14 protein-coding genes are annotated in these 13,923 nt (G+C 29.5%); 9 read left to right on the forward strand and 5 right to left on the reverse strand.

All coding sequences use genetic code 11. From position 1 onward, the window contains the following. Positions 1 to 9 precede the first annotated feature (9 nt). Together OIU83_RS18655 and rnr are read right to left on the reverse strand one after the other, a co-directional pair. Entirely contained in the window at positions 10 to 678 is a 669-nt protein-coding gene (locus OIU83_RS18655; RefSeq protein ID WP_264207774.1) for a head GIN domain-containing protein, read from the reverse strand. A gap of 25 nt (positions 679 to 703) precedes the next feature. Then, entirely contained in the window at positions 704 to 2,884 is a 2,181-nt protein-coding gene (gene rnr / locus OIU83_RS18660) for a ribonuclease R (RefSeq protein WP_264207775.1), read from the reverse strand. Positions 2,885 to 2,991: 107 nt separating this feature from the next. On the opposite strand from rnr, the gene OIU83_RS18665 reads away from it, so the two are divergent. Both OIU83_RS18665 and rpiB read left to right on the forward strand, forming a co-directional pair. Next, entirely contained in the window at positions 2,992 to 3,225 is a 234-nt protein-coding gene (locus OIU83_RS18665; protein ID WP_264207776.1) for a DUF2007 domain-containing protein, read from the forward strand. A 740-nt stretch (positions 3,226 to 3,965) separates the two neighbouring features. Further along, on the forward strand, positions 3,966 to 4,397 hold the full coding sequence (rpiB, locus tag OIU83_RS18670; protein ID WP_264207777.1) for a ribose 5-phosphate isomerase B: 432 nt from the start codon (positions 3,966 to 3,968) through the stop codon (positions 4,395 to 4,397). A gap of 597 nt (positions 4,398 to 4,994) precedes the next feature. On the opposite strand, the gene OIU83_RS18675 is transcribed toward rpiB, so the two are convergent. Next, a complete protein-coding gene (locus tag OIU83_RS18675; protein WP_264207778.1) occupies positions 4,995 to 5,306 on the reverse strand; it encodes a DUF1294 domain-containing protein in 312 nt (103 codons plus the stop codon). Positions 5,307 to 5,468: 162 nt separating this feature from the next. Between OIU83_RS18675 and OIU83_RS18680 the strand changes: the two genes are divergently transcribed. The 3 genes from OIU83_RS18680 to OIU83_RS18690 all read left to right on the forward strand — a co-directional run bounded on the left by OIU83_RS18680 (position 5,469) and on the right by OIU83_RS18690 (position 8,231). Then, positions 5,469 to 5,813, forward strand: coding sequence for a BRO family protein (locus OIU83_RS18680; protein ID WP_404827710.1), 345 nt, complete (start codon positions 5,469 to 5,471; stop codon positions 5,811 to 5,813). A 135-nt stretch (positions 5,814 to 5,948) separates the two neighbouring features. Further along, positions 5,949 to 6,263, forward strand: a complete 315-nt coding sequence (locus tag OIU83_RS18685; protein WP_264207779.1) for a hypothetical protein — start codon at positions 5,949 to 5,951, stop codon at positions 6,261 to 6,263. A 234-nt stretch (positions 6,264 to 6,497) separates the two neighbouring features. After that, on the forward strand, positions 6,498 to 8,231 hold the full coding sequence (locus tag OIU83_RS18690) for an SWIM zinc finger family protein (protein ID WP_264207780.1): 1,734 nt from the start codon (positions 6,498 to 6,500) through the stop codon (positions 8,229 to 8,231). A 34-nt stretch (positions 8,232 to 8,265) separates the two neighbouring features. Here OIU83_RS18690 and OIU83_RS18695 read toward each other — a convergent pair whose 3' ends face one another. Beyond that, a complete protein-coding gene (locus OIU83_RS18695) occupies positions 8,266 to 8,472 on the reverse strand; it encodes a DUF1294 domain-containing protein (RefSeq protein WP_264207781.1) in 207 nt (68 codons plus the stop codon). 116 nt (positions 8,473 to 8,588) lie between these two features. Between OIU83_RS18695 and OIU83_RS18700 the strand changes: the two genes are divergently transcribed. Genes OIU83_RS18700 through OIU83_RS18710 form a run of 3 tightly spaced genes read left to right on the forward strand, consistent with a single transcriptional unit; the run spans position 8,589 to position 12,894 of the window. Then, positions 8,589 to 10,712: a Tex family protein gene (locus OIU83_RS18700; protein ID WP_264207782.1), complete on the forward strand. Its 2,124-nt coding sequence runs from the start codon at positions 8,589 to 8,591 to the stop codon at positions 10,710 to 10,712. 39 nt (positions 10,713 to 10,751) lie between these two features. Beyond that, the gene (locus OIU83_RS18705; RefSeq protein WP_264207783.1) at positions 10,752 to 12,053 is read left to right on the forward strand and encodes an AAA family ATPase; all 1,302 of its coding nucleotides are present in this window, start codon (positions 10,752 to 10,754) and stop codon (positions 12,051 to 12,053) included. A 10-nt stretch (positions 12,054 to 12,063) separates the two neighbouring features. Beyond that, positions 12,064 to 12,894 (forward strand): HNH endonuclease family protein, encoded by an 831-nt coding sequence (locus tag OIU83_RS18710; protein WP_264207784.1) that lies wholly within the window; start codon positions 12,064 to 12,066, stop codon positions 12,892 to 12,894. 116 nt (positions 12,895 to 13,010) lie between these two features. On the opposite strand, the gene tatA is transcribed toward OIU83_RS18710, so the two are convergent. After that, complete coding sequence (gene tatA / locus OIU83_RS18715; RefSeq protein WP_264207785.1) at positions 13,011 to 13,196, reverse strand: twin-arginine translocase TatA/TatE family subunit; 186 nt, start codon at positions 13,194 to 13,196, stop codon at positions 13,011 to 13,013. Positions 13,197 to 13,404: 208 nt separating this feature from the next. Between tatA and OIU83_RS18720 the strand changes: the two genes are divergently transcribed. Continuing rightward, on the forward strand, positions 13,405 to 13,923 hold the full coding sequence (locus OIU83_RS18720; RefSeq protein ID WP_264207786.1) for a peptidase: 519 nt from the start codon (positions 13,405 to 13,407) through the stop codon (positions 13,921 to 13,923).

The following is a 13,923-nucleotide window of genomic DNA, read 5'->3' on the forward strand; positions in this document are numbered from 1 at the left end:
AATTTCGATTTATTCTTTCTCTTCGATCTTACCGCCCAGAACAGTTTTTTGATTAATTTGTTTTGGTTTACCATATATGTAAATATAGCCTCCAGCGTTTACTTTTGCATCAACTAAGGTAGTAGCATAGATTTCGGCATTTCCTCCCGCAGAAACGTTTATTGTCGTTTGTGAGGTATGTAATCCTTTTGCTTTCAAGATTCCTCCTGAGCCTAAATTAGCAACTTGCGTTTTGGCATCACCAGATACTTTTATTGTTCCTCCGGATACTGCTCTTACTTTGGCATTATCAACATCTAAAATTACATTGATTTCTCCACCTTCTTTAGAATTTAAATCAATAGTTGTTTGCTTGAAAGTTTCTTTACTGGAAACAACACTTCCTTCACTTACATCAATACTTTCAATGCGTTTGTAATATAACTGGATCGAAACATCATCTCCAGACATAAGTTTAGGAAAAGGCATTCTTAATTTCAACTCACCGTTTTTATTAACAATTTCTACTTCACTTTCTCTGGCTCCTTTTATAACAATTTTATTTTCTGAACCTTGAATAAGTTTTATACTTAATTTATCGAATACTTTAACCTTATCAAAATCTCCTAAGTTTTTGGTTATCTGACCAAATGACATTTGTACAAATAAAATTGCAATGCCTATAACTACCTTTTTCATGTTTTCTTTTTTAAATGTTAACTATTTATTCTGCTCTCCTTAAAAAATGAAAATCCAATTGTTTTTTAACTAAATCTGCATTTTTTACTTTAACGTAAATCTCATCACCTAATTGTAAAATCTTATCTGAAGTAGCACCAACCAGTGCATATTGTTTTTCATCGAATGTATAATAATCATCTTTTATCTCTCTGATTCTTACCATTCCTTCGCATTTATTGGATACAATTTCTACATAAATTCCCCACTCTGTAACTCCAGAAATAACTCCCAAAAATTCTTCGTCTTTATGATCCTGCATGTATTTAACCTGCATGTATTTAATACTATCACGCTCGGCATTTGTTGCTAAACCTTCCATATTCGAACAATGTAAACACTTAGTTTCGTATGTTTCTTCGTCTACAGATTTTCCACCGTCTAGGTAATATTGTAATAATCTATGTACCATAACATCGGGATAACGACGAATTGGTGAAGTAAAATGACTGTAATAATCAAAAGCTAAACCATAATGACCAATATTGTCTGTCGAATATTTGGCTTTACTCATACTTCTAATAGCAAGAGTATCGATTAAGTTTTGCTCTTTTTTACCATTAACCTCTTCCATTAAAGCATTTAATGATTTCGAAATATCTCCTTTATTACGGAAATCTATCTTATAACCAAACTTAGCAATTACAGATTGCATTGCAATTAATTTATCTTCATTTGGCTCATCGTGAATTCTATAAACAAATGTTTTCTTTTGTTTACCAATGTATTCAGCAACTTTTCTATTTGCCAAAAGCATGAATTCTTCGATTAAATGATTGGCATCTTTCGAAATTTTAAAATAAACACCTTCAGGTTCTCCTTCGGCATTCAAATCAAATTTCACTTCGACTTTATCAAAAGAAATAGCTCCATTTGCCATTCTTTTCTTTCTTAAAATTTTAGCTAATTCATCAAGTTTTAAAGTTGCATTTACAATTTCATCCGAAACAACATAAGAACTTCCTGTAATAGAGGTTTCTTCCGGAATAGTATTATCTTTTGTTTCAATGATATATTGCGCTTCTTCGTAAGCAAATCGCTGATCTGAGTAAATTACTGTTCTACCAAACCATTGGTTAATAACTTGTGCATTTTCTGAAACTTCAAAAATAGCCGAGAATGTATATTTCTCTTCATTAGGGCGCAATGAACAAGCAAAATTAGATAATACCTCTGGTAACATTGGTACTACCCTATCGACCAAATAAACTGATGTAGCACGTTGATAGGCTTCATCATCAAGGATAGTTCCTTCTTCGAGATAATACGAAACATCGGCAATATGTATTCCGATTTCATAATTACCGTTTTCTAACTTCTTAAATGACAATGCATCATCAAAATCTTTTGCATCTTTTGGATCTATCGTAAACGTAAGCGTATCTCGCATATCACGACGCTTAGCAATTTCACTGGCTTGTATAGATGTATCTATCTTTTGTGCATAAACCTCTACTTCTGTCGGAAAATCTGATGGTAAACCATACTCAGCAAGAATAGCATGAATTTCGGTATCATGTTCTCCTGGTTTACCTAAAACTTTTACTACCGAACCAAACGGACTATCTGCACGTTTAGGCCAATCTTCTATCGTAACTAAAACAACATCACCGTTTTGAGCCTCACCTATCTTATCCTTTGGAATAAAAATATCAGTATACATTTTTGGATTTGCAGTAGAAACAAAAGCAAAATTATTTTGGATGTCAATAACTCCAACAAAATCTGTTTTATTTCTTTCAACTACTTCAATAACCTCACCTTCAGGACGTTTTCCTTTTCTTCTGTTATAAACGTAAACTTTTACTTTGTCTTTATCCAGTGCACGATTTAAATTATTCGTAGGTATAAAAACATCTTCTGTAAAATCGGGACAAATAAAATAAGCTGTTTTACGGCTTGTCATATCAATCGTACCTTCGTAGTAATCCTGACTGATTGCTTTGATTAAATATTTGCCTGGTTCAGATTCTATAATCTTATTTTGAGAAGCCAGAATCTTTAAATCTTTTATAATTTGGTTACGACTTTTAGTGTCGTCAAGTTCGAGCTTTGCTCCTATTTGTTTGTAATTAAATGGTTTATTAGCATTTTGCGATAAAATTTTTATAATCTTACTTGAGAAATCTTTCTCATTCTTTATCGGTTTTCTAATTTTCTTACTCATATATCTTTTCTTAAAGGTTTAAAATTACAAAGAAGATATCAGATAATGGTTTTTAGACCCCATTTTATTAAAAATATAACTTTCGTATCTTTACGAAAAGACCTTTTATGGAAAGCTTTAAAACCATTGCTATATTCAATTACCTGCACGAAACTGTTGTTCTAAAACATTTATTGGAACAAGAAGAAATTCCATACTTTATGGAAAACGAAATGACCTTGTCGGTTGTTCCTTTTTATTCGGCAGCTTTGGGCGGAATCAAACTCAACGTTCATCCAGAGGATTTCGAAAGAGTTCAGGAAATTCTAGACAATCTCAATAATCCACTTTCAATCGTTTAAATTCAATTTCTCAAATATTTTTTTCTTTTTAAATTTTAGAAGTTGTTAACATATATTATATATATAAAAAAGAAAAATTTAAATTTAATTAATTTTTGGTTGTTATTATAGTGTGTTAATATGTCATATAAATTTATTTTTAAAAGTATTGAAATGAAGTTTTGGTTACTTATCTTGAGTTATTAACATACTTATATTTACTCAAAGGATTAATTTACAAGACTTTTTATATTTTAATTAACATTGGTTAACAACTATAAATGAATTCATTTTGTAGATAACTTCATATGTTGATTTTTGTTGAAAATGTACTTTTTAGTATTGATAACTTTTCCAAAAATTCTGCAAACTTTATTAGGTTTATAAGTTCACGTTTTGGATTAGGTTTTTTTACGACACAACCAAAAAAAACTTCTAATTTTCTATCTCAACTTATTAACAAATAATGTTAATTTAAAGTTAACTGAATATCAACGAATTAGCATTCGCTATTAACAATATAAAATTTTAACAAAAACATTAAATAATTATAACTGATTATCAATTATTTATAGAATATTAAAATAGTTAATAACTCTGTAATATTCTGTTAAAATGGAAGTTATGATTCAACTAACTTTTATCCTTCAAATCTTAAAAAGAATCACATTTTGCAGCAATGCAAATAAACAAATGTTTAGTAAAGTATATCTGAAATTCTTTGGTTAAATTTGCACAACACAACTTTAATACAATATATAATGAAAATTTCAATAGGAAATGACCACGCAGGACCAGAATATAAAAAAGCAATTGTTACTATGCTTAAAGCAAAAGGATATGAGGTAACTAATTATGGTACAGATTCTGAAGATTCTGTTGATTATCCGGATTTTGGACATCCAGTAGCTACAGATGTAACTGAAGGTAAGGCCGATTTTGGAATTGTTATTTGCGGAAGCGGAAATGGAATTGCAATGACTGTTAATAAACATCCAAAAGTGAGAGCTGGTTTATGCTGGACTAAAGAAATTGCTTATTTAACACGTTTACACAATGATGCAAATATTGTAAGTATTCCAGCGCGTTTTACTTCGATTCCACAAGCAGTAGAAATAGTTGAAACGTTTTTGGCTACTAAATTTGAAGGCGGAAGACACCAAAACAGAGTAAATAAGATTGCTTGTCAGTAAAAAAGTAAAAAACGGGTGCTACGCACCAAATAAAACAATAAGCCGGACGGATTTTTAAAATTCATCCGGCTTATTGTTTTAATTTTTTAATTTAATTACTTGATAAATAATAGATTGTGTAGTTATTAACAACATAAAAATAACTCTTTTATTAATCGATTCTATAAGTAAAACAATACTTTTTAGATTGTGATTATCAAGGATAGTTCTAGTATTTTATTATAAAGGAAGGTTTACTGTTTTTATGTCTTTATAATAACAATGTTAATAATGAATATAGCGGTAGTAGTATCAGTAAATATTTAAAAATTTTAAGTTTAATGTATTGATTAATAATATATTATGTAGTTATTAACAACATAAAAGCAACAGTATTTATTAATCGATTCTATATGTAAAACACACTTTTTAAATTGTGATTATCAAGGACAGTTCTACTATTTTATTATAAAAGAAGGTTTACTGTTTTTATGCCTTTATAATAACAATATTAATAATGAATATAGCTGAATTAGTATCGGTAAATCTTTAAAAATTTTAGGTTTACTTGTTTGATAAATAGTATATTGTGTAGTTATTAACAATGTAAAAACAGAACTATTTACTATTACTTACCATAAACCACTCGAGAGTTTCTAGATCATAGTAATAAAAAAATATAAGGAAAGCGAATACGATCTGGAGGAGGATAATACCTGCATATTTTATCATAAACGATGGTTTACTCGTTTTATGTCTAAACAATAGCATTGCTAATAACAAACCAACACAACCGCCAATAGCAGTTATTGAAAACAGCATATTTTCGGAAATTCTGCGTTTATGTTTAACAGCTAAATATTTATCGTATCCAGCTAAGATAAAGGCAATACTATTTACGATAAAAAAATACACTAATAAAACTTTCATTGGCTTAAAATTAAAAACAAAGATATTATTTTAGTCGATTCAAAATTTAAGGGAAGAATATAAATAATGTAATTCATAATCAATGAGTCCAGTACAATTATTTGAGCAAAAAAAGTAAGAAGTCATTATGATGCTGAAAAGGAGATTTGATATTTCTCGGTAATTGATGTAATTCAGATTTTAACAGATAGTCTCAATCCAAGGGACTATTGGTATAAAATGAAAATTAGAGTAAAAACTGAAGACGGATTTGAACTGTCGACAGTTTGTCGACAGTTCAAAATGATTGCTGAAGATGGAAAAAACAGATTGACAGACACGGCAGATACTGAAACTTTATTACGATTAATTCAATCTATTCCTTCTCCAAAAGCTGAACCTTTTAAGCAATGGTTGGCAAAAGTAGGTTATGAAAGAATTCAGGAATTGGCTGATCCAGCTCAAAGTTTAGATCGCGCCCGCGAAAATTGGCAAAATTTAGGACGTAGTGAGAAATGGATTCAATAGCGAATGACAGGGCAGGAGACTCGTAATAAATTAACTGATTATTGGAAAGAATCTGGAGTAGAGAAGAAGGATGAAATGGAACGCAGTGGAATTCTTGAATTCCAAAATTAAAATAAAATACATGAAAAATTTGCAATGCTTACAAATATTATTCACCAAGAATGGACTGGACTATCTGTAAAGAAACATAAGGAAGTAAAAGGATTAAAATCTCAAAATTTGAGAGATCATATGTCTGAGGCAGAACTAATTTTTACCGCTTTAGCAGAGCTTTCTACCCGACAAATTGCTGAAAGTGATGAAGCTGTAGGACTTGTAGAGAATGCGAAAGCAAGTAAAAAAGGAGGAGCCATTGCAAAAAATGCACGTATAGCCTTAGAAGATAAAACAGGGAAAAGTTTAGTAACAGGAGAAAACTTTTTGGCTCCAGATAAAAAAAGGCTAAAGTAAAGTTGAATTCAATTTTGATAACATTAAAAAAGTAAATAACAAAAACCATTGCAAACTTTGTAAAACACTTTGCATCTCTTTGCGGTTAAAATTAAATAAGAATGACTAATATTCAATTCATTGTCAAATCTGTTCAAACAGCTGCAATAAACATTCAAAACGCAGTTAAATTACTTAGTTTTTAGCGCACGTTTGCAAATAAAATCATGTTATATCAATAAAAATAGTAAGCAAATGACACTCCAGAATTTTGAAAAACAGATAGATTCCAAAATCCTTAAAAGAGGAAAAGAATATTTTAATGACGGAAATGTTGAATTTATAGAAGAAACCGAAAAAAACATTTGGGAAGCCGATGTTTTTGGTACAGATGATTATCATGTAAAAATAGAATTAGGAGCTAAAAATGAAATTAAAGAATGGGAATGTGATTGTCCATATGATTATGGAGACATATGTAAACATGTTATAGCAGTTTTATATAAAGTTCTTGAACAAAAAACAATGGATGTAGCATCAGGAGAAGTCATTGAAAAAACGGCTAAGAAGGAGAAATTTACTTTTGATACTTTGCTTAATAAAATTGAAATTAAAGAATATCAGAATTTTATAAAATATTATTCAGGAATAAATAAAAATTTTAAAGATGAATTTACAATTTATTTTTCAGAAAAAGACGAATCATTCGACTTGGAACAAAAATTCACGGAACAAATAAAAAAAACGATAAAAACATACACTTATAGAGGTTTTGTTGATTATCATGCATCAAATAAGTTAGGAAAAGAACTTAATCATTATTTAGACACAGTCAATTCCTATTTGTCAAAAAACAATTTTAGAGATGCCTCCACGATAATTAAAATTATAATAAAAGAAGTTTCTGCTGTTTTTGAATACTGTGATGATAGTAATGGGTATATTTCAGATTCTCTAAATAGTGCTATTGAACAATTATATCAAATTAGCAAAGCTCCTGCTTCAATCGAATTTAAAAATCAAATCGCTGTTTTTTTGAAGATGGAACTTCAAAAGAAAATTTATTTTAATTACGGAGATACTGGATGTGATTTAACTAATTTATTTGGTGAACTATGCATTACTATTTCTAAAACGGACGATTTTATACAGTTTTTGGATGCTAAAATAGAATCGTCAAAAAAAGATGATTATAATCAAAAGTTTTTTATAGAAACAAAAATTTCTTTTTTAATCAAACTAGGAAAAAAAATAGAAATAGAGGATTTAATTCAGCAAAATCTGGAAGTTCCAGAAATAAGAGCTTTGGAAATTGATAGGGTTATAAAAGAAAAAAATTACGAAAAAGCAAAAAAACTTCTTGCAGATGGAATAAAAATTGCCGAAAATAAGCATCATAAAGGCACTGTAATGAAGTGGGAGAAAATATTGCTGCAGATTGCAGTTTTAGAAAAAGATATTAATATGGAGCGATATTTTTCTCGAAAGTTTGCTTTTGATAGCAATACTTTTTCTGCCGAATATTATGTTCAATGGAAAAAAACTTTTATAAAAGAAGAATGGACTGAAACCATTGAAAAAGTGATCAAAGCCATTATTGAAAAAGTAAAGGAATCAAATAAGAATAATAGTTTTTATAATCATCAAATATTACTATTCCATTTAGCGCCAATTTATATTCAGGAAAACTATTTGGATAGACTTTTACAGCTTGTTCAGAAACAAAATAGACTAGATACGATTTTAATATATCAATCTTATTTAATAAAAGAATATCCAAATGAATTGTTTGCTGTTTATGTTCCTGCTATAGAAGCAGCAGGTGATTATGCAAACGGCAGGGCACAGTATAAAAGTTTAGCTACTACGATGAAAAAAATTATAAAAGACTTTCCAGATAAGAAAGAAAGCATTTTAGAAATTGCCCATAAACTAAAAATAAAGTATCCTCGCCGTCCAGCGATGATTGAAGAGCTTAATAAAATTTGATAATAATAGTAAGAACATATTTAATCTGTAAAAGTTAAAATAAAAAAGAACTTTTTATTGTTTTATGTCTAAACAATAGCATTGCTAATAACAAACCAACACAACCTCCAATAGCAGTTATTGAAAACAGCGTATTTTCAGTAATTCTGCGTTTATGTTTAACAGCCAAATATTTATCATATGCCGCTAAGATAAAGGCAATATTATTTACTATAAAAAAATACAGTAATAAAACTTTCATTGGCTTAAAATTAGAAACAAAGATATTATTTTAGCAGAATTATTGATCAATTTACTATTTCATTTTAATAAGTAAATTATCTTAATTTACAATCAAAAAATTATTCCATTAAAAGTATGACTAATATTCAATTCATTGCCAAATCTGTTCAAACAGCTGCAATAAACATTCAAAACACAGTTAAATTATTAGAGGAAGATTGTACGATTCCGTTTATTTCAAGATATCGTAAAGATACAACTGGAAATCTTGATGAAGTTGTAATTGAGCAAATTGCAAAACTTCAAAAAGAATACGAAGTTATTGTAAAACGTAAAGAAGCAGTTTTAAAGTCGATAGAAGAACAAAAGTTACTTACACCAGAATTAAAACAAAAGATAGATCAGAGTTTTGATTTACAAGAGATAGAAGATTTTTATCTTCCGTACAAAAAGAAGAAAAAAACAAAAGCCGATGTGGCGCGTGAAAATGGTCTTGAACCGTTGGCTAAGATTATCATGTCGCAAGGCAATGATGATGTTGATTTTCTGTCGACACAATATATTAATGACAATGTTATTAACGAAGAAGCTGCTTTGCAAGGCGCACGCGATATTATTGCCGAATGGATTAACGAAAACTTATACGTTCGTAAACAATTACGTAGGTTATATCAACGTAAATCGACAATTGCAACCAAGGTTGTTAAGACTAAGAAAGATGATGAGAATGCGCAAAAATTTAATCAGTATTTCGATTGGTCAGAACCTTTAACCAAAGCGCCATCACACCGATTATTGGCAATGCTACGTGCTGAAAACGAAGGATTTGTAAAAATGAAAGTAGAGGTTGATATTGATGAAGCTTATGATGTTATTGATGAACTGGTTATAAAAGGACAAAATAATACCACGCCGCATATTCAGTTGGCGATTGAGGACAGTTATAAACGGTTGTTGAATCCTGCTATAGGAAATGAAACGTTGCAAGAAGCCAAAGCGAAAGCTGATGCTAATTCTATTCAGGTTTTTGCTAATAATCTAGGACAGTTATTGCTTGCACCGCCACTTGGTGAAAAACGAATTTTGGCCATTGATCCAGGATTTAGAAGTGGTTGTAAAGTAGTTTGTCTGGATGAAAAAGGTGATTTGTTATACAATGAAACGATTTATCCTCATGCGCCACAACATGAAGATGCTATGGCAATGAAAAAAATTCGTTCGATGGTAAACTCTTATAAAATTGATGCAATATCTATTGGTAACGGAACTGCTTCGCGTGAAACAGAATTTTTTATCAAAAAAATTGCGTTCGACAAACCTGTTCAGGTATTTATAGTTTCTGAGGCTGGAGCTTCGGTATATTCGGCATCCAAAATTGCTCGAGATGAGTTTCCTAATTATGATGTTACAGTTCGTGGATCGGTTTCTATAGGAAGAAGACTTTCGGATCCATTGGCCGAATTGGTAAAAATTGACCCAAAAGCAATTGGAGTAGGGCAATATCAGCATGATGTTGACCAATCAAAATTAAAAGAAGAACTTGACAATACCGTGATTCGTTGCGTGAACTCGGTTGGAATTAATATTAACACGGCAAGTAAACATTTGCTAAGTTATGTGAGTGGAATAGGAGAGAAGCTTGCCGAAAATATTGTACAATATCGCTCGGAAAATGGTCCATTTGAAGATCGTAAACAATTAAAAAAAGTACCTCGTTTAGGAGATAAAGCGTATCAACAAGGAGCTGCTTTTATTAGAATCACCAATGCAAAAAATCCGTTGGATAATTCGGCAGTACATCCCGAAGCTTATGGTATTGTTGAGAAAATGGCTAAAGATTTAAAACTAACAGTTAATGATCTTATTGCCAATAAAGAAAGAACAGCATTAATTAAACCAGAGAATTATATCACGCCCGAAATAGGTTTATTAACACTAAAGGATATTATTAAAGAATTAGAAAAACCAGGCTTGGATCCTAGGAAATCAGCTAAGGTTTTTGAATTTGATCCAAATGTAAAAACCATAAAAGATGTAAAAACCGGAATGATATTACCGGGGATTGTTAATAACATCACCAACTTTGGCTGTTTTGTTGACATCGGTGTTAAAGAAAGCGGATTGGTCCACATTTCTCAACTAAAAGCTGGTTTTGTAAGCGATGTAAACGAAGTGGTAAAACTACACCAACATGTAGATGTTAAAGTAACTGAAGTTGACGAGGATAGAAAACGTATTCAATTAACGATGATATTATAAAAGATAATCTTCGTATTTTTGTTAATAATTGAAATTGAAATGGAAAATAAAAAAGATGTTGCAGGAGAAAATAGAGATCATTCTTATTTCTATTCTTTAGAATTAGAAGGGATTAATTGTTTCAAGGATAAGCAAACTTTAGATTTATCGGATGAAAATGGCAATTATTCTCCTTGGACAATTATTTTAGGAGATAATGGCACTGGAAAAACTACTTTGTTGAGAATTTTAGATCGAATGCAGCCGTATGAACAGGTTATGGATTTAAGGAATAGAAAAAGTAAAGTTTCACTTTATTGTTTAAATAAAATTAAAAAAGAAAACTTTATTTCCGATAAGTTAAAGGTAAATTTTTCTATTATCAATAATGGAAAGATAATCCCGTTAAATATATACTCAAAAAAAGAAGGAGTGTTTACTCCTTATCCATTAAGATTTTCTAATATTTTTTTAATTTCTTATGGAGCTGCTAGGAGAATGAGTAGAAGTACTAATATCTCACAAACTGAAAAGAATGAAAATAAAATTACTTCGCTTTTCGATGAGTCATTAGAATTAATAAATGCTGAAGAATGGTTTCTGCAAAAAGAATGGGCATCAATAAAATCAGAAGGAATAACAAAGCTAAAGTTTGAGAACGAATTTAATTTAGTAAAATCTATTTTAATTGATATTTTACCAGATGTTCAAGATATCCAATCAAAACCTATTAATGAGAATAATTCAAACCCTATTTTTGAGGTTAATACATCATTTGGTTGGGTTAATTTGAGAGATTTAAGTTTTGGTTATCAAACTCTAACTGCTTTAATTGTTGATATTGCTTCTAGGATGATGGATCAGTATCCAAAAAGTAATAATCCACTAGAAGAACCTGTAATTATTTTAATTGATGAAATAGATTTGCATTTACATCCTAAATGGCAAAGAACCGTAATTGATAAATTATCTCAGCATTTTCCTAAAGCACAATTTATAGCAACTTCGCATAGTCCATTGATTGTACAAGCTGCTTTAGATAAGAAAGCAAATATTGTTGTATGTAGAAAAGAAGGAGATAAGGTTGTTATTGATAATAATCCAGAAAGTGTGAAAGGATGGAGAATAGATCAGATTTTAACATCAGATTTATTTGAATTAAGTAGTTCGCAATCAGTTAATACTGAAGAAATAAAAAGTGAGAAAATTAAGATTCTTTTAAAAAGTGAATTGACTGATTCTGATAAAGAAAGATTAGATTTTATAAATAATAAGCTTAATGAAAGTCCAATTTTTTCTACTAAAGAAGGAATTAATGCAGAAGAATTGATTAAAAAGACTGCTGAGCTATTAAAAAAATAGTTTTTCTATTATGATAAAGATAATTAAGAATTTAGCTCCTGAAAAATTAATAAAAAAAGGTTCAGTCCAAACTAAAATTGATTTAGAACAATATTCCAGCAATAAAACAAAATATGATTCTGGAGCATTAAAATTCGAAGCTTTAAGCACTATATATAATTCTGATAGTGTTCGAGAGACTTTAGAAACTATTCAAAAAAATAAATGTTGTTATTGTGAAACAAAAAGTACAAGAAGTAATAGTGATGTAGAACATTTTAGACCAAAAGCGGCCTATTCCTCAGATTTTAAAGGGAAAAGTATGTATCCTGGTTATTTTTGGCTAGCTTATGATTGGAACAATTTGTTTTTAGCTTGTCAAGTCTGTAATCAGATTTTTAAAAATGATTTTTTTCCAATTGAAAAAGAGCATACAAGAGCTCAATTACATGATTTTAAAATTGATAATGAAGTTTCCTTATTTATTCATCCCTCAGAAGATGAGCCGGAGGATGAAATAGGATACAGGGAAAGTATACCATTTGGAAAAACAAAAAAAGGGAAAAGTACAATTGCTTATCTTGGATTTGGTTCGATTGAACACGGTAAAGAGTTTGGTGTTGAATATTCTGATAAACACAAAATTAGAATTAATAGACTTTTTGAAGAAAGAGAGAAATTTTATAATGAAAAAGCATTAATTTTTACATCCATTAAAATATTTGAAAATATAGAATTAAATCAAGATCAATCAGATCATTTAGTACTATTGAAACAAGCAATGGAAAATGCTACAAAAGCAGATTCAGTTTGGTCATCTATGATTAAATGTGCAATAAAAAACGAATTCAAAGAATATTAGCTTTTATTGAAACATAGAAAGCGTATTCAGTTGACAATGATATTATAAAACAAAAAAATTCGAAATCCCAATATATTTATTGGTATTTCGAATTTTAAGACTTGAGAACATAAAGTCTATTTTACTTCTTCTTCTTTTTCTTCTTTTTTATCAGCAGGCTGATTATCGTCTTTAGCAGCATTTTTGAATTCTTTAATTCCACTACCTAAACCTTTCATTAATTCTGGAATTTTTTTACCTCCAAAAAGTAATAAAACAACTGCTAATATAACAAGGATTTCTGTAACACCTAATCTTCCCATGATTGAATATTTAATTGCCTGAGCAAATTTGTATAAAATAAAGACAAAGGTATACAGAATTAGTTAATATGAATTGTTTTTATTATAAAATATTTGTTTTTAATAGCGTTAAATATTTGATAAAATCCTATTTTAAAGGCTTTCATATTAATTTTTATGGGTTTTATCAACAGTATTAATTATTATATTTGTCAATTAAAGAGCCACGATGTCTGAGAATAGATTAAAACGAATTAAATTCAGAAACAAATTATTTGTCAAAAACCGTTTGGTTATTTTGAATGAGGATACTTTTGAGGAAATCTTCTCGTTCAAACTAAATTTGATGAATGTTTTTATAGTAGCAACTTCGGGAGCTATTTTTTTAATATTAATTACCACTTTTATAATTGCATTTACGCCATTACGAGAATTTATTCCGGGATATTCATCGACTGAATTGAAAAGAAATGCAACAGAACTGGCTTTAAAATCGGATTCATTAACTGCTGCGTTAAAGAATAATGAAGCTTATATTAAATCTATTCAAAAAGTATTAACGGGTAAATTGGAATATGCTAAGTTTAATAAAGATTCTATTTTATCCAGTGTTGATGAAAAAGTAGACGAGGTAGATTTGGCTCCTTCAAAAGAAGAATTAAAATTGCGTGAAGAAGTAGCAAAGGAAGATAAGATGGAAAGCACTATTTCTGTAAAAAAGAATAAAAGTGACAAAAAACAAAAGTAA

Origin of the sequence: Flavobacterium shii, from assembly GCF_025847235.1 — a bacterium.
Lineage (GTDB): Bacteria > Bacteroidota > Bacteroidia > Flavobacteriales > Flavobacteriaceae > Flavobacterium > Flavobacterium shii.